The sequence below is a fragment of the Streptomyces sp. PA03-6a genome, assembly GCF_033792765.1.
GTDB lineage: Bacteria > Actinomycetota > Actinomycetes > Streptomycetales > Streptomycetaceae > Actinacidiphila.
Genome location: NZ_JARAVK010000214.1, coordinates 1 through 15,679 on the forward strand (window position 1 = coordinate 1; position 15,679 = coordinate 15,679).

The window sequence follows — 15,679 nt, forward strand, 5'->3', positions numbered from 1 at the left end:
CTCGCCGACACCCCGTGTTTCCACGGGCTTTTTTGTCGGCAGGTTTAAGGGGTGATAAGTGAAAGGAGCACCCCTTGACCGACCCCAACGAGCCCCTGAACGAAGCCCTCAGAGGCCTACACGCGGACGACCAGAGCGGCCAGGGCCGGGCCGCCACACCCGAGACCGGCCCCATTACCGCCGAGCGCCTCACGGCCGTCGAGGCGTGCGCCGTGAGCGTGCGGGCGTGGAACGCCAGCATCATCCCCGGCCCGCTCCAACTGACCCGCTACGCCGCGGCGGCGATCCGCACGCGGGTGCCGACGCTCATGCACGACGAGGTGATGCGGCGCGCCTATGCACGGGCGGCACGCGTCGATTCGTTCCTGCAGCGCTGGGCAAGCGTCGACCAGGTCGGGCAGGCTCAGTTCATCGTCGGCGAGGCAGCACTGCGCCAGCCACTGGCCAACGCTCAGGCGCACGTCGCCCAGCTGCAGCACCTGGTGAACCTGGCCGGGTCGAACCCGCGTATCGACATTCGCGTCATGCCCGAGGGTCGGCCGACGCCGGGCCGGTCGGGGCAGTTCGCCCTGTACGGACTGCGGGGCGCGAAGCTGTCTCGGCTGGGCTACCTCGAGTCCATCGTCGGCGGCTGGTATTCGACGCGTACCGCGGACGTCGCCCGCCTGCACTCGGCCTTTGACACCATGACGGAGGCGGCACTGTCGCCGGACGACTCCCGCGCTTTCCTGACGGAGGTAGCTACCGCATGGGGACGAGCCCCGAGGCACCGTTCGTGAAGTCCACCTACAGCGAGCCGGGCGACTGCGTCGAGGTCTCCCGGCCCCCGGCCGGCCCGGTCCGGGTTCGCGACTCCAAGGATCCGTCAGGTCCGGTCCTGGCCTTCTCCCGCGGGGAGTGGGCGGCGTTCCTCGCCGACCTACCCGAGGCCTGACAGCACGAAGGCGCCCGTTCTCCTCCCGGAGGAGAACGGGCGCCTTCTGCGTTGTGGGCTACGCCTCCGGGCGCCGGTTGTACCGGTCGAGGGTGGCCCGGTTCGTCGACGCGTCCTGGAAGACCAGTTCCCACGGGCCGGTGTTCACGTCGAACTCCTTGCCGAACCCCACCCATTTTCCCGACATGCGGCGCCCGGTCGGCTCCACCAGCAGCTGGATCGCCCCGTGGTAGCGGGCCCCGCGGTAGTAGCCGTCCGATGCGGTCTGCTCGGTCCACGTGCCGGTGACGACGTGCCCGTCGATCTCCACGTCCATGGTGAGCGGCGAGTCCGAGGATCCGGGCAGGGACCGCACCGTCAGCCGGTTGCCGTGCTGTAGGACAACCACGTAGTGCTGGCCGGTGTACGACGCGCCGCGGCCGGAGCTGAAGTATTCGTAGCGGGACAGCCACACCCCCGACAGGTTGCCGTGCGGGGCGGCCTGGGTCGTTGGCGTGCCAGCCGCCTGGGCGACGCCGATGGGCGAGTCCTCCAGGTCGTGGCCGCCGTGCCCGTCGTCGGAGACCCGGGCCGTCGGGACTGGCATTGCGAACCCCAACGATTCGATCGGGAGGCCCGTAACGGATTCCAGGGCCCGCGCGTACACGGGGCGGGGCGCGGCGGTTGTGCCGGACTCCCAGCGCTGTACGAGCCGCTTGGAGGCGTCGTTGGGCTGGCCTGCGCGTTGCCCTGCATCGCGGACTGCGCGGGCAAAGTCGTCTTGGGACATGAGCAGGCTGATGCGCACAGCCCGGAGCGTGGCGTTCGGCGTGGTCATGCTTCGACGGTAGCCCTCACCGCCCGCGAATGACACCCAAATGACGCCTACTGTGTCGTCGGTTTGACGCCCCCTCAGACGCCGCGGAACACAGGGCGCGCCGCCACCTTGAAAACGTGACGACTACAGGCAAAGACGGCACTCACCCGGGCCTGACGGTTCGGATCTACCGGGTCGACCCGCGAACCCTCGAGCGGACCCCGGCCACGTCGCGGACGCTCCCAGCCGCCGACGGCCCCATGGTCACCAGCGCCTACCCGCCGTGCGAGTGCTGGCGCTGCGGCGGCCCACGGAGGCCGCCGTGAGCCCCATGTGGGACGACATCCCCGAACGCGCCCCCGGCCACTGCGCCGGCTGCGGCGCCTGGACCGCCGACGGCCTCGTCCGATGGGTCACCCGCAGCCCAGGACCGGACATGCGGATAGTCGTCCACTCCGAACCCGACGCGTGCACACCCCAACCCACCCACCAGGCCAAGGAGGGACCATGAACCCGCACCCGGCATCGCCGAACACCGTCCTTGCGAACGCGTTAACCCACGCCGAGGACGCCCTCGCCCCCCGCATCCGCGCCGCCACGCCCGAACGGATCACGTTCGTCGTCGGCACCCAGATCAACGGCGCACCGCACATCGGCACGTCGCTGGTGCAATCCCTCGCCTTCGCCGCCGCGGCCCGCACCCGTGACCGCTACGAGGTCGCCGTCGACGTCTTGTTCAGCGCCCTCGACAACGCGCCGTACTCCATCGTCACCGACGAGACCAGCGGCCACCGCTACCAGCTCGACTACGCCCACGCCTTCGGGAACAAGGGCATCACCGAACAGGTAGACGCCCTGTACCGGCCCCTGTTCGACGCCCTGTCCGAACAACTCGGGGTGCCGTACCGCGTCGAGACCTACAGCCAGCAGCAGGCGAGCGAGCACTACCGCCGCACCTGGCTGCGCGTCCTCCCGCGCGTAGATGCCGCCCGCTGGTGGCTAGCCCCCTCGACGGGCGTGCCACACGTCCGTGTGCCGTGCCCCGAGCCTGAGTGCGGCTGGGCCGAGAAGTACGCGCAGCGCACCCGCGTCCACCGCAGCCACGAGGGCGCCACCGTCGAAGCCGTGTGCCTCCACCACGGGTCCTACGAGGTGGCGATCGGCCCTGCCGGCGGCGGGTACCTCGACCTCGCCACCCTGTACCGCAACCTCGTCAAAGAGCTCACCCTCAGCAGCACGCGCGACACCCTGCACGTCATGGTCAAGGGCGGCGACTGGGTGTTCGGCTCGAACCTCGTCGACGGCGCCCTGCAAGCCGTAGGCCTGTCTCTCGGACAGCTCCCCGCCCGCCTGTACTGCCCCCAGGTCGTCACCGACACCGGCGCCAAGCTCTCCAAGAGCCTCATCCGCGAGGGCCGCGCACCATTGCCCGACGGCGCCGCCCCCTGGATGCTCGATACGCGAGAGTGGCCCGGATCGTTGACCGAGTACGTCGACCGCCTGCTCGCCCTCGCCGAGGTCCTGCTCGCCGACCCCCGGCACTTCTTCCGGGCGTACTCGGCCGGCGAGCTCGGCCGCATGATGACCACCACCGCTACCAGGAGCGTGCCTACCCGATGAGCAGCGCAACCCGTGTCCGGGAGCTCAACCTGTACCGCCGGTACTTCGACCTGGTCGCCGCCGGCCGTAAGTCGATCGAGGTCCGCGTCCGCTATCCGCATCTCGCCGACCTTGCCGCCGGGGAGGTGATCCGCTTCCGCATCAAGGGCACCGACGAGACGTGCGACGTGCTGGTGAAGCGGGTCACCGCCTACGACGACTTCGAGGCCCTGCTCGACGGCGAGGGCGCCGCGAACGTCAACCCGACCGCCTCCCGCGATGAGCAGCTGGCCAACATCCGGGCGATCTACCCCCCGGAGAAGGAAGCGCTCGGCGCCCTCGCGATCGAGATGCAGCTGCTCGAGGCGTGAGGACGACTACGGCCCCTGCCGCCTGGCGCGGTAGGGGCTTCGTCATGTCTAGATGCGGTTTGCGGGATCTGGCTGCGCCGTGTCGGTCCTGCCCGTCACACTGCCCGCATGGCCGTGACATTCGCCGTGCAGGGCGACGACGAGGGCGAGGTACGCGCCGCCCTGACGCGCCTGTGCGACGCCCTCAGCCTCGAACCCCTCGGCCGCCCCATGCAGGGCCCAGGACGCGCCCGCTGGCTCGCCAGAGCCGTACCTGAGACCGCGGAAGGGTACGCGCCAGTCCCGACCCTTAGCGGGGAGCAGCCGGGCGCCTGACAGCGGGCGGCCCCGCCGTCAGGGGGGATGTCGGCGGGACCGCATCTCCAGGGTGCGCCTACATCCATCCCGGGGCACCCTGGGCGGGTGGAGCACCGCATAGTCGTGATGCCGCCCGCAGACGGCGGGGGCCGGGTCGTCCGCGCCGACGACGTGGTCCTTGGTACCGCGTACCGGATGGCCGACCTGCTGGAGTTCCTGCGCCGGGCCGGCCTCGACCCCGACGACGTCAGCATCCTCGACCCCGACCTCTTCGACTGGCGCGGCGGCGGTCCCGACGTGTGGTGACGCTCAGGCCACGCCCACCACGGGCAGCTGGTCGCCGCCCGCGTTCGCCACCAGCCACCCGGCCTCGAGGTCGTAGCGCATCAGCATGGGCAGCATCGGCGAGTCCTCCGGCACCGCAATGCCCTCCGCCGGCTGCGGCACCATGCCGACGACCACCAGGTCGAGGCCGGCGACCAGCTGCCTGTCGGTCGGGATCCACGTGTGCACGTCCCCGGGCAGGCCGAGGAACGTCTCCAGCAGCGACGCGGCAAAGACGGGCCACAGGGCGTGCTCCGGGCCGTTCGCGGCCAGGTCTGCGATGACCTCGTCCGTGCCGAGGTCCGGGGCCAGTCCGTCGGCGATGCAGGCGCGCAGCCACAGGTCGGCCCAGAACAGGCGCAGCGGAGACTCTACGAGCTGCCACGCCTCTTCCATGCTGCGGTCCCGCCACACGGCCGTCACGAACTTCTGGGCGGCCCTGGCGGGTGCGGCGTGGGCCAGGACTTCGGTGAGGTCAGGATCGGGGCTCACTGGCCGTCCTCGGGTCGTAGCCGGTGCGCTCGTCGTGGAGCATCTGAATCATGAAGCGGCCCGGGTTGTCGCGGAACAGGGCGTCGAGGATGGCGCCACCCAGGCGGCGCGGGCAGCGAGGCTCCGCCCAGGTGTGCCCGGCCGGGCAGGTTAGGTAGGACGGGGCGTCCGAGGCGTCCCCCGAGTCGATGCCCAGCACCAGCGGGAACGTCTCGCCGCACTCAGGGCAGCCGATGACCGTGCCGTCGTTGGCGTCCTCGAGCTCCACCGGAAGCTCGAACCTGGTCCACATCGTCACGCCCTCCGGGATCCCTGGGCGCAGCAGGCGGCGCGCCCGCGTCAGCCGGCCCATCAGCGCCGCCTCGCGTTTTCGAGCTTGCGGATCTGTTCCTTCATGTCGTCGGCCATCTCCTTGGCGAATCGCTTCCGATCGCCCGAGTGGAACAGGTCGAAGCCGCCGTTCAGGTTGATCGTGATGTTGTAGATCTCATCGCCCCCGCTGCCGTTGGCTGCCATCTGCTGCAGGGCCGCGGTCTGCGCGGGGTCGAGGACTGCCTCCGGCCGGCGGCCCATGTTCACGCCGAGCTGGCCCGGCATCAGCATGCCGCCCCGGTCGAAGACCGTCGCCGGCTTGAACCCGTACCGGTCCGTGAACAGTGACGAGTTCGCGCCCCTGGCACGCGGTCCGACGATGATCCCGTCGCCGCCCCTGCTCTCGACATTCACGCCCGCGAGGGTGCCCGCCGTGTGGCCCACGCCCTGGTTTGTAATGCCGATTTCAAACGGCGAGGCCAGACCACGCACCCAACCGGACGGGGCGTTCGCACCACGGAACGAACCCGTCGCCCACCTGCGGTGCGGAGACTCGCCACGGATGACGGACTCGATGGCGCTCATCAGACCCGAGCAGTCGAAACTGGGGTTCCCGTTTCCACCCCACTGGTAGGGCTTCCCGTTCTGCGTCCGCGCCCAGGCGAGCGCCCGCTGCACCGCAGGCCCGCCGACAGCCTTCTTGTCCTGGTTCCCAAACCAGCCCAGCATCCCGTCCAGCGCCTTATTCGACAGGCCGCGGAGCAGCGACCCGAAGCCGCCGCCGGGGATCTGGTCGATAAGCGGACGGACGAGAGAGCTGATCGCCTTCTGCGCGGCCGCCTTCAACCCGCCCACGACCAGATCCTTCGCCCACGACAAGCCGGAGCCGATCGCACCACCCACCGACTTGATCGCACCCACGATGCCGCCGTCCGCAAAGGACTGCGTGGCCTGCGTGCGCTTCCGCTCCTGCTCCGAGGTCGGGTTGCCACCCGTACCGGTGGGGCGGTCTTTGCCCAGCATGGCGTCGATCGCCCGGTAACCGCCGAGGCGGTCGATCTCGTCGTTGCTGAGGATCCGCTCGCCCGGGGTCAGCATCGCCGGCACCGTGTCCCGCGTGCCCCGGCCGCCCGGCACAACGCCACCCGTGTTGAAGCCGAGACTGATGGACGGCAGCGTGATCTTGCTGGAGATCTTCCCAGCAATCGTGTTCCACATCTTCCGCAGGCCGTCGTTGTAGACGTGACCCACAACCCACTTCACCGGCGTAGCAAGCTTCGACTGGATGCCCGTCCAGACCTTCCCCATACCATCGCGCAATGTGGCGAAGGTGTTCGTCATCCAGGTCTTAAAGTCCGAGATCTTTCCACGGATCGTGCTGAAGATACTGGTGACCTTGTCACGCGCCCCGTTCCACAGGTTCGTCCACGTATTCGTGACCGACGTCTTCAGCCCCGAGACGGAGTCCCGCGCCCACTTCCACGCATCGGACATGGCGCCGCGCAGCCCAGACCAGAAGCTGTTCCACTTCTCCCGGGCCGCGTTCCACAGGCTGTTCCACTTCTCCACAACCCAGTTCTTCAGGTCCGTGAAGATCTTCTTCGTCGATTCCCAGAGACCGGTGAACCATCCGATGATCCCGTTCACCATGTCGGGGATGATCGAATGCCCGATCAAGACGTCATACAGCCACTGGAATTTGTCGGCGATCCACTGGGTGATGTCCCGCACCGCGTCAATCGCGGGCTGCATCTTCTCTTTCATCGACTTGAACCAGCCGATGAGATCCTTCAGTGCGCCAATCACCTTCACGGCGATCGCCGTCTCGAACCGCAGGAACGCCGTTGTGAAGTCGACGAGGGGCGGCAGCAGCGGCAGCAGCGCCGGGAGCAGGTCGTCGATGAGCGACGTCGCCAGGGTCAGGATGTCCGGCAGCAGCGGGGCCAGCGCGAGCAGGATCTGGCTGAAGCTGTCGGACAGCTGCAGCACCACCGGAACCAGCTCGATGAACGCGTCCATCAAGGTGGGGAACATGGCGATCATCTGGTCGGCGTACTTGTCGACGAAGTCGATGATGACCTCGCCGAACGCTTCGAAGACGGGCACCAGGGCCACGCCGAGAGTGGCCGCCAAGTCCGCGATCAGTGGGGCCGCCTTGGCGAAGACCTCGCCGACCTTCTTCATGACCGGGGCGAGCGGCTGCAGGATCGCTACGAGCAGGTCACCGAGGACCGGCAGCAGGGGCGAGACGGCGTCGAGGAGTTCGCCGACTGCGCCGGCCGTGCTGACCAGGATGTCGCCGAGGACGTCGATGATCGGGCCCAGCGCCTTACCGAGGACCTTGATGACTCGTTCGATGGGCGGGCCGAGCTTCTCCAGCACCGGGCCGAGCGCCCGCAGCGCCTGGTCGAGGAGCGGGGCAACCGTCTTGGCCAGCGTCGCCATCACGCTGAAGAAGGACTTAAGTCCGCCCTGTACTGCGTCGCTGGCGAAGGTGTTCGCCAGGGTCCCGGTGATCCGCTCGAGCGTGTCGAGGAAGCTGCCCCCGGACGTGTCGGCCGCCTTGAAGATGCTGCCGATGACGGAGAAGACGTTGCCGCCGATCTCGATGAGCTGCCCGAAGAGGTCGACCGCGGTGTCGATGGCCTTCTCAAGCCGGCCGTCCTCGAAGGCCTTGCCGAGCTTGTCGCTGATCCCGGTCGCGAAGCGGCCGAACGCGGTCGTCAGCTTCTCCAGCGTCGGCGCTGCGGCGATGCTGAGCTTTACGAACGCGTCGGCGAACTGGCCGGGGATCTTTTCGAGCGGCTTGAAGCCCTTCGTGAAGCCGTCGAACATGCGCTTCAGCAGGCCCTGGTCGGCCAGCTTGGTGAAGGTGTCCATCAGGCCCTTGCCGGACCTGTTGAGGACGTCGGCCATGTTGCCGAGGCCATCCCGCACGGACGGCAGGACCGCGGTGGACATCCGCGTCAGCGTGTCCCCAAGCCCCCGGAACAGCCGGTCCTGCACGTCGACCCGCACGGCCGACCACGCCGGGGCGATGCCCTGCACGGCGCGCACGAAGCTCTGCGCATTCGGGGACAGCTTCGACATGGCGTCGTTGAACTTCGTCGCCTCAGTCGACCCCTGAGCCATCGCGGCGGCTACGCCCCGCTGAGCATCGGCCAACGCTTCCTGAGCCCCACGCACCTGCCGCGCCGCTGCGACCTGGGCGTCCGCGACACCCTGCTGGGCATCGCGTAGCGCAAGGGCCCGGTCACCCACGTTGCGCTGCGCGTCGGCCACGCGCTGCTGGGCGGCAACGACCGTGTCGGATCCCTCTACGCCGGCCCGGTTCGCCTCCGCCGTAGCGTCCTGCAGACGGGCCGTCTCCGTCCGCTGCTCCGACAGCCGCTGCGCGGCCTTGTCGTAGGCCAGCTGAGCCCGGGCGAGGTCGTCTGCGTTCGCGGCCCCGCCCTTCGCCTTCAGGTCGTTCAGGTCCTTCTCGGCGTCGGCGAGGTCCATCACCGCCTGGCGCTCGTCCAGCTGCGCATCCGCGAGGCGGTTGTTCAGGTCCTCGAGCTGCTCCGCCGCTTCCTTCCGCGCCTCGTTCAGGTCCTCCTGCATCTGCCGCGCATCACGCTGGGCGTCTGTGAGGTCCCGCTCTGCCTGGGTGACGCGCTTGTTGGCGTCGGCGATCTGCCGCGCCGCATCGGTCTGGGCTTCCTTTAGCGACCGCGCGGCACGGGAGGCGTTGATCTGTGCGGACTCCAGGGAGCGCGCAGCGGAGGCCGCGGACGTCGCCGACGACGCCCCCTGATCGAACGCCGACTTGAAGGCGTCACCCAGTCCGTGGAGACCGACGGCGAGGGCCGCACCGATCGTGACCAGACCGCCCAGGGCCGGGACGGCTACGGCCGCCGCGGGGCCCATCTGCACCAGGGCCTGCCCGAGGCCAGCAACCGCGGGCAGGGCCGCGAACGCCGCGGCAGCAAGCCGGGCAAAGCTCGAGCCCAGCAGGCCGGCAGAGGAGGCGGACGATCCGAGGGAGCTCCCGAGGCTGCCGAGCCCGCCAAGGCCGCGCATGTCGGCCCGCACGTTGACCGTGCGATCCCGGGCCAAGCGATCGAGGCGGGCTTCAGCCGCAGCGGTGTCGGCGTCTGCCGTGACCCGGGCAGTACGCCGCCGCGTCAGGTTCGCCAGGTCATCCGCCGCGACGCGGGTGTCGACGTCAACGCCAATGCGGACCCGCTGGCGGCGGGTCAAGTTGCGGATCTCATCGGCGGCAACGCGGGTGTCCGCGCCCGCGAGGATCCGCACGTTGCGGTCCCGGGTCAGGTGATCGAGGTCGCGTTCGACTTTGCGGCGGGAGGCGTCATCGAGGTTGGCCGTGACGTCGACGGTGAGGGATTCCCGCCGAAGCCGGGCGATGTCCGCATCCAGGCGGGTGCGGTCCATGCGCGCCTCAACGAAGGCGCCCGCAAGCCGGAACTCACCCATCAGGCGGCCACCCGTCGCTCGTCGGCGAGGAGGACGTCCAGGCGGACGCCAAGCGCATCGGCCAGGCCGTCGGCAACCGGCACCGGGGGCTGCATTTCGCCGCGTTCGTAGGCGTACAGGGCGCGCGGGGAGCGGCCTACGCGGGCGGCAAGGTCGGCAATGCGAACGCCGGCGAGCAGGCGCTGATCGCGCATGCGCGTACCGCTGAAGGAGCGGGCCATGGTGGTCCCCAGAGGCGTGATGGTGGCTGTCGCGGACGCACATGGGCCCGAGCTGGCCCACGTCTCGCGGCGCTCACATCACGTGAATGGCCTCGCGGCCGGCTTACCCGTCGGCCCCTACATCGCCACGCCTCTGCCGCTGCCTCACGTCCCTGGGCATCACGCCCCGGCGCCATCCCAGCGCTGGACAACTGGCCTGCGGCTACTCGATCCGTCCTGTTGGCAGGATACTGCGAGCAGCTTTAGATTCATAGGTCAAGAGACCTTTCAGCCTTAGATTCTGCGGCGGAGTGATCGTAGTGCAGGAAAACTTGCGGCCAGTCGTGCGGATGCGCCGCACGCCACCCGATGGCTACGGCCCGATGCTGCGCGCGGCCCGGGAGCAGGCAGGACTGGGCCTACGAGAGGCGGCCCGCCGGACGGGCATAACGGCGAGCTACGCCGCCAAGCTGGAGCGCGGGGTCCGCTGTCCCTCGCTGGTTGTCGCCGAGCGCCTGGCGGCCCTGTACGGGCTCGAGGGCGAGCGCCGCGCCCAGTTGCTGGCCGGGGCTGTCGACGACGCCGGACGCAGCCACCCGGACCGCGCGACAATCGCGGCATGACAGCCGAAGAACGCCCCTTGAACCGCAGCGACTACGAGCGCGTCTACGGCCTGCTCATGGCCTACCGCCTCAAGGCCATCGACGGCGACGACGCACCCTTCTGGGAGATCCTGCACCACGTCCACTCGGACACCCTGGAAGGTGAGCCGGTACCGCTGGACAGCCTCATCGGGGAGGCGGGCCCGGCACGCGAGGACGCGCATGCGCGCCTGGTGCTCGATGCCTTGCTGCGCGGCAAGACGACCATCCGAGACAGCGGCAGGGCACCGCTGACGGTATGCGGGACACCTGGCTGCCCCGAGCTCACGCATGGCCGCCTGTGCCCATCCTGCGAGCTGGCAGAAGGACTCGACGGCAACTGACCTCACAGGCCGGTGACGGGGTTGTCTTCCCAGGGGTCGCCCTCTTCGAAGTACCGGCTCAGCGAGGTGGAGTTGTCTGCCCAGCCGCCTTGCCGGGCGATCCGCACCATGGGGTGCTTGGCCTTGGCGGAGGCGGTGGCAAAGCCGCGGCGCAGGGAGTGGCCACGCCAGCGTCCCTGCAGTCCGGCAGCGGCGGCCAGGCGCTCGACGACGTCGGAGGCCGCGTCGGGCGTGAGGCGTCCGGCCGGGTCTCCGATGGGCTGGCCGCGGCGCACCATTGGCGGGGCGATACGGCCATGCCTGTCAACGCGGACAAACAGCGGGCCGTCGGTCCGGCCCTCTTCGCGCATGGCTGCGACGAGGGCACGCAGGGCCCGCACAGGGCACGTGCTGGGGTTCGTGCCGTAGGGGACAGCGGTGTCGGTGAACTTCTTCATCTTCACGCGGTAGATCGCCACCTGGATCCCTTCCTCCTGCTCGACAAGGTCGCCGATGTCGAGGCCGACCAGTTCCGAGGAGCGGGTCGCCGCGGCGTAGCCGAGCAGGAGCAGGGCGGCGTCACGCTTGCCGGCGAGGGTGTCGCGGTCGAGGACGGCGAGCATCTGCCGCAGCGCCGTGGGGACCGCGGCGGCAGCCTGGCGAGGGCGGGCAGCGGGATCCTTGTTCACGGCAAGCCTGTGCTTGTAGCCGCTGATGACCTGACGGGCGCCCTTTGTCTCGGGCTTCGGCAGGTCGAGCTCGGCGTGCATGGTGCTGATGGCCGACAGGGCGCGGCTGATGGAGCTGGGCGAGGCCGGGCGGCCGGTCCGCGGGCGGGGCGCGGTCGTCAGGTGCGTGGCGTACTCGATCAGCAACTCCTGTGAGGCGGGCACCGGCCGCTCCCCTCGCTGTGCGCACCAGGCAACGAACTCTTCCCGGTCGAGACGGTAGACGCGGCGGGTGCTGTCGGCACGGCCGGCGGCAAGGGCTTCGCGGGCTTCCTGTGACAGCTGCGTGGTGGCGATACCTGCGGGCTGCGATCGACGCTCGATCTCGGTCATGAACTCCCCCTCATGAAACTGCCGTTCTGGTTCCAGAGAATAGAGTTTATCTGGAGCCAGACCGTGTCCCTAGGGAAACGCCCAAACACGTATGCTCTGGCCCATGCCCGCATGGTTCACCGCAGTCTGGCCGGTCGCCACGTTCGCGATAGGCCACGCCTCGACGTACTTCACCGGCTTCATCACCGAGAAGCGACAGCTAGCCCGCGAAGCCAAAGCCCGCCAAGCCGAGCGGGACAAGCTCCTCACGGACAGGCGCGAGACTTTCGAGCTCGACCACCTCGAGCGGCTCAACGAGGCACTGCAGAAACTAGGCCGGGCCGTCGGGCGCGCGCACCACGTCGACATGATGACCAGCCGCGAGACCGGCCACTACGCCGGCACCCAGCTGCCCACCGAAGACAGCGAAGCGTTCAGCACGGCTAACCGAGACGTGCACATGCTGCGGAACCTTGTCCTCGACGACGAACTTCGGCAGCGCGTTGCCCGTGCGCACGAGCTGCTCAACATTCCCAGCGGCATGCACCGGGTCCCTCCTGAGTCCGGCGAGCGCGCCTTCGAGTCAGCCATCCTGGCGCTCGACAAGGTGCAGGCCGACATCGCCGCCCGCATCCGGGAGATCTACCTGACCGCGTCTGCCAACGACGCGCCCGTGCCTGTCGGACGCCCGGCGTAGGCTCGGGACTCCCCATCCTTGATGGCTGCTCGGACCCGGACAGCGGCCGGCGCTTGCGGCGAGCGCCGGCCATCGTCGTCTGGCTGGCTGGCTGCTCCAGGAGAGACCTACCATCCGCCACCCTGACCACCAGGAGATGAAGTGACCATCCAGCCCATCGAGACCAGCTATGCCGGCCACCGCTTCCGCTCCCGTCTCGAGGCTCGATGGGCCGTCCTCTTCGACGCTCTCGGCATCACCTGGGAGTACGAGCCGCAGGGCTACCTCGTAGGCCCCAACCGCCGGCCGTACCTGCCGGACTTCTGGCTCCCCCGCGAGAAGCTCTGGGTGGAGGTCAAGGGCAGCGAGGAACACCTCGACGTCGAACTCCTCGTTCACGCCTCACTGCGCCACGATGGCCTACCCCGACCCACAGAGCCGCTCATCATCAGCGAGCACGAGGTGCGCATGCTGGTCCTGGGTCCCCTCGGCCGGGGCATACAGCGCCTGCACGACAAGAAGAGTAAGGAGCATGTGGGTTACTCGCAGCCCGTTCACACGGCGCTGTCCTGGCGCAAGGGTGACCTGTTCCAGGGCTACGCCTACTTTGGCGCGAGCGGGATCCTCGTCGACCCCGGCGACGGCCTGGTTGGCAACGACGGCCCGGATGTCTTCTGGGACACCCGCGGCAACCAGTGGGGCAACCTCGTAGGCGGGGGTGCCCTCATCGGCGACGACTACGACAAGGCGGTTGCGGACGCTTACCGTGCGGCTATCTCTGCTCGCTTCGAGCACGGCCGGTCCGGCGCGTAGACATGACCGTGCCCGGCCGCATGGGGGTACGGCCGGGCACTATTCGCCGAGCGGTGAATTACATGATGATGACGCGGCCCGCAGTCAGGACGACACTCTTGTGCGCGACGCGGGCCGCCGCGCCCTCGGCGCTGTAGGTGCCCCGCACGCGGCGGGCGTACAGCTCGGCGGTCGTCTTCGGCGGGTCCTCGTCGTCGCCCTCGTACTCCTCCTCGTCGTACTCCTCGAGGTCCTCCTCCTCGGCCTCGGGCTCGTCGCCCGGGACCCACTCGCCACGGGCCCGCTTGTCGTTCTGGTAGGCCTCCTGGCGCAGCGCCTCGTCGGCCTGGACGCCGGCCAGCGCGCGCTCCGCGTACAGCTGGGCCGTCGACTTGTCAGCGGGTCGCTCGGGCGCAGCCTGGGCCGCCCGCGCCTGGTCCTTGGCCCGGATCCGCTCGGCGTGCAGCGCGGCCGACTTGGTCACGGGGCTGTTGCTCAGGTTCTGCATGGTGTTCTCCTCAGGGGTGGTGTCGGCTCCGGTGCTCAGCGTCCGGAGACATTCAGGCTGCGGTGGGGCCGTCGTCGTGCTGGGGCGGCACGGCACGGCCGGCCACGCGGTGCGCCCAGGTGTCGCCCTTCGGGCGGGCCGCCGTGCGCACCTCATCGAGGTCCTCGGCGGTGACCTCCTTGCCCGTCGCCCGGGCCGCCAGGACCTGCAGCCACTTCGGCGTCTCCTGCTTCGTCATCCCTGTTCTCCTATCTGCTGGTCACGGTCGGCGCGAATCTGCGCCTCGATCTGGTCGTTCTTCTCTCGCTGCGCGGCGACGAGCTCCTCGAGCTCCCGCGCCTGCTGCTCGAGTTCGGCCGCGGTCCAGGGCACGTGCTCATCCGTGGCCCACACGTCGCGGGGGTGGCGCCTGGGCTCCTCTCCCTTGCTGATCCGGGCCACGATGACCAGGTCGAGCAGGTCGTCGATGGACTGTCCCGGGTACGGGATCGGCCAGTTGGCGCCCATGGCGCAGGCCTGCCCGTGGCGCTTGCACTCGGCCTGCTGCCCCGGTGCGCCCAGCTGGGCGGCGAGCTTGTCCAGTCGGGCGCGGATGTTGCGGCTGCTCATGCCACGTTCCTCGATTCGTTCAGGGCGGCCTCGAGCGTGGCGAGGCGCTCCTCGAGGTCGAAGTGCTCGGAGATGGCGGGCAGGGCGCCGAGGAGGGTGCTGGCGGCCCGGATGCGGTGCGCCGGGTTGGGGTCCTGCAGCGCCTCGTGCAGCGTCGTGATGGCGTCGCGGGCTGCTCCCCCGAGGGCGGCCCGTGCTTCGGAGAGCAGTTCCTTGCGGGCTGCGGTCACTTCGGCTTCGAAGGTGGGGTCTTCGCGCCACCTTCGGATGGTTCGTCCTGATACGCCGACGGTCTCGCCTACCTTGTCGGTGGCTACGCCGCGGGCCAGCAGAATGGTGGCCTGAGCCTTGGCGTCCAGGTCAGAAACGGTCATGGGCGGTCACCTCTCGGTGGTTGGGCCGGCCGGCCGGCTGGGCTAGGCGCCGGAGGCGGCGGGGGTGGTGTTGTCGAAGGTGTGGACGGGGGCGATGCCGAGGCCGCGGTCGCGGAGAGCCCGCAGTTTCGCGGCGTGGCGTTTGGCGAGGCCAGCGGTACGGAGGCGCTGCTGCTCCGCACGCTGGCGCTTCGCGGCTTCGATCTTTCGGCGGGCGTCTTCGATGCGTATGCGCACCAGGTCGTTGACGTCGGTCACGGCCTTGCCTCCGTGGGGGTGGCCGGCGCGCCCCGCTCGATGGCCTCGCGAACCATGCGGACGGTCCAGCGGGCTCCGACGGCGAAGGAGTCGGCTCGGCCGTTGTCGTGGGCGACGGTGTCGAGGGCGGAGATGCGGTCGAGTTCTGCGAGGACGGTCTCGATGGCGGCGTCCATGGGGTCTCCTTGATGGGATCCTGGGTGGGTGGCCGCCCCCGATATCCGCGGGGGCGGCCGTTGTCGTGTTCAGTGCCAGCTCAGGTGTGTGCCGGGTACGTCGAAGGCTCGGATGCCGTCGGGCCGCATCTGTCCTGTCAGGTCGCGGTAGAGGTCGTGGGTGGCCTCGTTGCGGTGGTCGTCGCAGACGGGGATGCACAGCGGCAGGCCGTCGGGGCCTTTGGCCAGGTAGAGGCCGAGGCCGTCGTTGTTGTCGGCGGTCTCTTCGACGGCGAGGGTGGCGAGGGTGGCGGTCTTGTTGCAGCCGTCCGGCTCGGAGCAGGGCAGGCCGCGGACGAGGCGGGGGATGCGTTCCACGCGGGTCTGGAGGATGGCGTACTGGTGCTGGCGGATGTCGTCGGCGATGGCGGTGAGGGGGCCGGAGGTCAGGGTGCGGTCGGTCATGGGGTGCTCCTCAGGGCTGTTGGGGTGGTCCGAGGGG

Annotated in this window: 24 protein-coding genes; 11 read left to right on the forward strand and 13 right to left on the reverse strand. The window is 69.5% G+C overall.

The genetic code is table 11. The annotated features are described in order from the left end of the window. Positions 1–74 precede the first annotated feature (74 nt). Both PV350_RS35420 and PV350_RS35425 read left to right on the forward strand, forming a co-directional pair. On the forward strand, positions 75–779 hold the full coding sequence (locus PV350_RS35420; protein WP_500337614.1) for a DUF5753 domain-containing protein: 705 nt from the start codon (positions 75–77) through the stop codon (positions 777–779). Continuing rightward, positions 749–934, forward strand: a complete 186-nt coding sequence (locus PV350_RS35425; RefSeq protein ID WP_500337615.1) for a DUF397 domain-containing protein — start codon at positions 749–751, stop codon at positions 932–934. Before PV350_RS35420 ends, PV350_RS35425 begins: the two co-directional genes overlap by 31 nt. 58 nt (positions 935–992) lie before the next feature. On the opposite strand, the gene PV350_RS35430 is transcribed toward PV350_RS35425, so the two are convergent. Next, positions 993–1,751, reverse strand: a complete 759-nt coding sequence (locus PV350_RS35430; RefSeq protein WP_500337616.1) for a helix-turn-helix domain-containing protein — start codon at positions 1,749–1,751, stop codon at positions 993–995. Between the two features lie 301 nt (positions 1,752–2,052). Here PV350_RS35430 and PV350_RS35435 point away from each other — a divergent pair, with 301 nt between their 5' ends. The 5 genes from PV350_RS35435 to PV350_RS35455 all read left to right on the forward strand — a co-directional run bounded on the left by PV350_RS35435 (position 2,053) and on the right by PV350_RS35455 (position 4,303). Then, a complete protein-coding gene (locus PV350_RS35435) occupies positions 2,053–2,241 on the forward strand; it encodes a hypothetical protein (RefSeq protein ID WP_500337617.1) in 189 nt (62 codons plus the stop codon). Next, entirely contained in the window at positions 2,238–3,350 is a 1,113-nt protein-coding gene (locus tag PV350_RS35440; protein ID WP_500337618.1) for a hypothetical protein, read from the forward strand. The genes PV350_RS35435 and PV350_RS35440 overlap by 4 nt, the downstream gene beginning before the upstream one ends. Next, positions 3,347–3,700, forward strand: a complete 354-nt coding sequence (locus PV350_RS35445; RefSeq protein WP_500337619.1) for an ASCH domain-containing protein — start codon at positions 3,347–3,349, stop codon at positions 3,698–3,700. The genes PV350_RS35440 and PV350_RS35445 overlap by 4 nt, the downstream gene beginning before the upstream one ends. A gap of 108 nt (positions 3,701–3,808) precedes the next feature. Continuing rightward, complete coding sequence (locus PV350_RS35450) at positions 3,809–4,015, forward strand: hypothetical protein (RefSeq protein WP_500337620.1); 207 nt, start codon at positions 3,809–3,811, stop codon at positions 4,013–4,015. Between the two features lie 108 nt (positions 4,016–4,123). Beyond that, entirely contained in the window at positions 4,124–4,303 is a 180-nt protein-coding gene (locus PV350_RS35455; RefSeq protein ID WP_500337637.1) for a hypothetical protein, read from the forward strand. Positions 4,304–4,306: 3 nt separating this feature from the next. Here PV350_RS35455 and PV350_RS35460 read toward each other — a convergent pair whose 3' ends face one another. The 4 genes from PV350_RS35460 to PV350_RS35475 are packed head-to-tail and all read right to left on the reverse strand — an operon-like array spanning position 4,307 to position 9,822. Next, positions 4,307–4,813: a hypothetical protein gene (locus PV350_RS35460; RefSeq protein WP_500337621.1), complete on the reverse strand. Its 507-nt coding sequence runs from the start codon at positions 4,811–4,813 to the stop codon at positions 4,307–4,309. Next, positions 4,797–5,165 carry a hypothetical protein gene (locus PV350_RS35465; protein ID WP_500337622.1) on the reverse strand — a complete coding sequence of 123 codons (369 nt, stop codon included), beginning with the start codon at positions 5,163–5,165 and terminating at the stop codon, positions 4,797–4,799. Before PV350_RS35465 ends, PV350_RS35460 begins: the two co-directional genes overlap by 17 nt. Then, a complete protein-coding gene (locus tag PV350_RS35470) occupies positions 5,165–9,601 on the reverse strand; it encodes a hypothetical protein (RefSeq protein WP_500337623.1) in 4,437 nt (1,478 codons plus the stop codon). The genes PV350_RS35465 and PV350_RS35470 overlap by 1 nt, the downstream gene beginning before the upstream one ends. Further along, entirely contained in the window at positions 9,601–9,822 is a 222-nt protein-coding gene (locus tag PV350_RS35475) for a helix-turn-helix domain-containing protein (RefSeq protein ID WP_500337624.1), read from the reverse strand. The genes PV350_RS35470 and PV350_RS35475 overlap by 1 nt, the downstream gene beginning before the upstream one ends. Positions 9,823–10,151: 329 nt before the next feature. Between PV350_RS35475 and PV350_RS35480 the strand changes: the two genes are divergently transcribed. After that, positions 10,152–10,424, forward strand: coding sequence for a helix-turn-helix domain-containing protein (locus tag PV350_RS35480; protein ID WP_500337625.1), 273 nt, complete (start codon positions 10,152–10,154; stop codon positions 10,422–10,424). After that, positions 10,421–10,786 carry a hypothetical protein gene (locus PV350_RS35485; RefSeq protein ID WP_500337626.1) on the forward strand — a complete coding sequence of 122 codons (366 nt, stop codon included), beginning with the start codon at positions 10,421–10,423 and terminating at the stop codon, positions 10,784–10,786. Before PV350_RS35480 ends, PV350_RS35485 begins: the two co-directional genes overlap by 4 nt. A 2-nt stretch (positions 10,787–10,788) precedes the next feature. On the opposite strand, the gene PV350_RS35490 is transcribed toward PV350_RS35485, so the two are convergent. Then, a complete protein-coding gene (locus PV350_RS35490; RefSeq protein WP_500337627.1) occupies positions 10,789–11,826 on the reverse strand; it encodes a tyrosine-type recombinase/integrase in 1,038 nt (345 codons plus the stop codon). A 103-nt stretch (positions 11,827–11,929) separates the two neighbouring features. Here PV350_RS35490 and PV350_RS35495 point away from each other — a divergent pair, with 103 nt between their 5' ends. Both PV350_RS35495 and PV350_RS35500 read left to right on the forward strand, forming a co-directional pair. Further along, positions 11,930–12,502, forward strand: a complete 573-nt coding sequence (locus PV350_RS35495) for a hypothetical protein (RefSeq protein ID WP_500337628.1) — start codon at positions 11,930–11,932, stop codon at positions 12,500–12,502. Positions 12,503–12,643: 141 nt separating this feature from the next. After that, positions 12,644–13,294 (forward strand): PDDEXK family nuclease, encoded by a 651-nt coding sequence (locus PV350_RS35500; RefSeq protein WP_500337629.1) that lies wholly within the window; start codon positions 12,644–12,646, stop codon positions 13,292–13,294. A gap of 58 nt (positions 13,295–13,352) precedes the next feature. On the opposite strand, the gene PV350_RS35505 is transcribed toward PV350_RS35500, so the two are convergent. From PV350_RS35505 to PV350_RS35535, 7 genes are all read right to left on the reverse strand, one after another. Next, complete coding sequence (locus tag PV350_RS35505; protein WP_500337630.1) at positions 13,353–13,781, reverse strand: hypothetical protein; 429 nt, start codon at positions 13,779–13,781, stop codon at positions 13,353–13,355. A gap of 52 nt (positions 13,782–13,833) precedes the next feature. Continuing rightward, a complete protein-coding gene (locus tag PV350_RS35510) occupies positions 13,834–14,019 on the reverse strand; it encodes a hypothetical protein (RefSeq protein WP_500337631.1) in 186 nt (61 codons plus the stop codon). Continuing rightward, positions 14,016–14,390: a hypothetical protein gene (locus PV350_RS35515; protein WP_500337632.1), complete on the reverse strand. Its 375-nt coding sequence runs from the start codon at positions 14,388–14,390 to the stop codon at positions 14,016–14,018. The genes PV350_RS35510 and PV350_RS35515 overlap by 4 nt, the downstream gene beginning before the upstream one ends. Continuing rightward, on the reverse strand, positions 14,387–14,764 hold the full coding sequence (locus tag PV350_RS35520; RefSeq protein ID WP_500337633.1) for a hypothetical protein: 378 nt from the start codon (positions 14,762–14,764) through the stop codon (positions 14,387–14,389). Before PV350_RS35520 ends, PV350_RS35515 begins: the two co-directional genes overlap by 4 nt. Positions 14,765–14,806: 42 nt before the next feature. Next, positions 14,807–15,022: a hypothetical protein gene (locus tag PV350_RS35525; protein ID WP_500337634.1), complete on the reverse strand. Its 216-nt coding sequence runs from the start codon at positions 15,020–15,022 to the stop codon at positions 14,807–14,809. Next, entirely contained in the window at positions 15,019–15,198 is a 180-nt protein-coding gene (locus PV350_RS35530; RefSeq protein WP_500337635.1) for a hypothetical protein, read from the reverse strand. Before PV350_RS35530 ends, PV350_RS35525 begins: the two co-directional genes overlap by 4 nt. A 69-nt stretch (positions 15,199–15,267) precedes the next feature. Beyond that, on the reverse strand, positions 15,268–15,679 hold a 412-nt coding region (locus PV350_RS35535), incomplete at its 5' end, for a hypothetical protein (RefSeq protein ID WP_500337636.1).

What these genes read in the sequence shown, in the direction of transcription:
- PV350_RS35425 (WP_500337615.1), top strand. Translation starts at nt 749, where the DNA reads ATGGGGACGAGCCCCGAGGCACCGTTCGTGAAGTCCACCTACAGCGAG.
- PV350_RS35430 (WP_500337616.1), bottom strand. Translation starts at nt 1,751, where the DNA reads ATGACCACGCCGAACGCCACGCTCCGGGCTGTGCGCATCAGCCTGCTC.
- PV350_RS35440 (WP_500337618.1), top strand. Translation starts at nt 2,238, where the DNA reads ATGAACCCGCACCCGGCATCGCCGAACACCGTCCTTGCGAACGCGTTA.
- PV350_RS35445 (WP_500337619.1), top strand. Translation starts at nt 3,347, where the DNA reads ATGAGCAGCGCAACCCGTGTCCGGGAGCTCAACCTGTACCGCCGGTAC.
- PV350_RS35450 (WP_500337620.1), top strand. Translation starts at nt 3,809, where the DNA reads ATGGCCGTGACATTCGCCGTGCAGGGCGACGACGAGGGCGAGGTACGC.
- PV350_RS35455 (WP_500337637.1), top strand. Translation starts at nt 4,124, where the DNA reads ATGCCGCCCGCAGACGGCGGGGGCCGGGTCGTCCGCGCCGACGACGTG.
- PV350_RS35465 (WP_500337622.1), bottom strand. Translation starts at nt 5,165, where the DNA reads ATGGGCCGGCTGACGCGGGCGCGCCGCCTGCTGCGCCCAGGGATCCCG.
- PV350_RS35470 (WP_500337623.1), bottom strand. Translation starts at nt 9,601, where the DNA reads ATGGGTGAGTTCCGGCTTGCGGGCGCCTTCGTTGAGGCGCGCATGGAC.
- PV350_RS35475 (WP_500337624.1), bottom strand. Translation starts at nt 9,822, where the DNA reads ATGGCCCGCTCCTTCAGCGGTACGCGCATGCGCGATCAGCGCCTGCTC.
- PV350_RS35480 (WP_500337625.1), top strand. Translation starts at nt 10,152, where the DNA reads ATGCGCCGCACGCCACCCGATGGCTACGGCCCGATGCTGCGCGCGGCC.
- PV350_RS35485 (WP_500337626.1), top strand. Translation starts at nt 10,421, where the DNA reads ATGACAGCCGAAGAACGCCCCTTGAACCGCAGCGACTACGAGCGCGTC.
- PV350_RS35490 (WP_500337627.1), bottom strand. Translation starts at nt 11,826, where the DNA reads ATGACCGAGATCGAGCGTCGATCGCAGCCCGCAGGTATCGCCACCACG.
- PV350_RS35495 (WP_500337628.1), top strand. Translation starts at nt 11,930, where the DNA reads ATGCCCGCATGGTTCACCGCAGTCTGGCCGGTCGCCACGTTCGCGATA.
- PV350_RS35505 (WP_500337630.1), bottom strand. Translation starts at nt 13,781, where the DNA reads ATGCAGAACCTGAGCAACAGCCCCGTGACCAAGTCGGCCGCGCTGCAC.
- PV350_RS35510 (WP_500337631.1), bottom strand. Translation starts at nt 14,019, where the DNA reads ATGACGAAGCAGGAGACGCCGAAGTGGCTGCAGGTCCTGGCGGCCCGG.
- PV350_RS35515 (WP_500337632.1), bottom strand. Translation starts at nt 14,390, where the DNA reads ATGAGCAGCCGCAACATCCGCGCCCGACTGGACAAGCTCGCCGCCCAG.
- PV350_RS35520 (WP_500337633.1), bottom strand. Translation starts at nt 14,764, where the DNA reads ATGACCGTTTCTGACCTGGACGCCAAGGCTCAGGCCACCATTCTGCTG.
- PV350_RS35530 (WP_500337635.1), bottom strand. Translation starts at nt 15,198, where the DNA reads ATGGACGCCGCCATCGAGACCGTCCTCGCAGAACTCGACCGCATCTCC.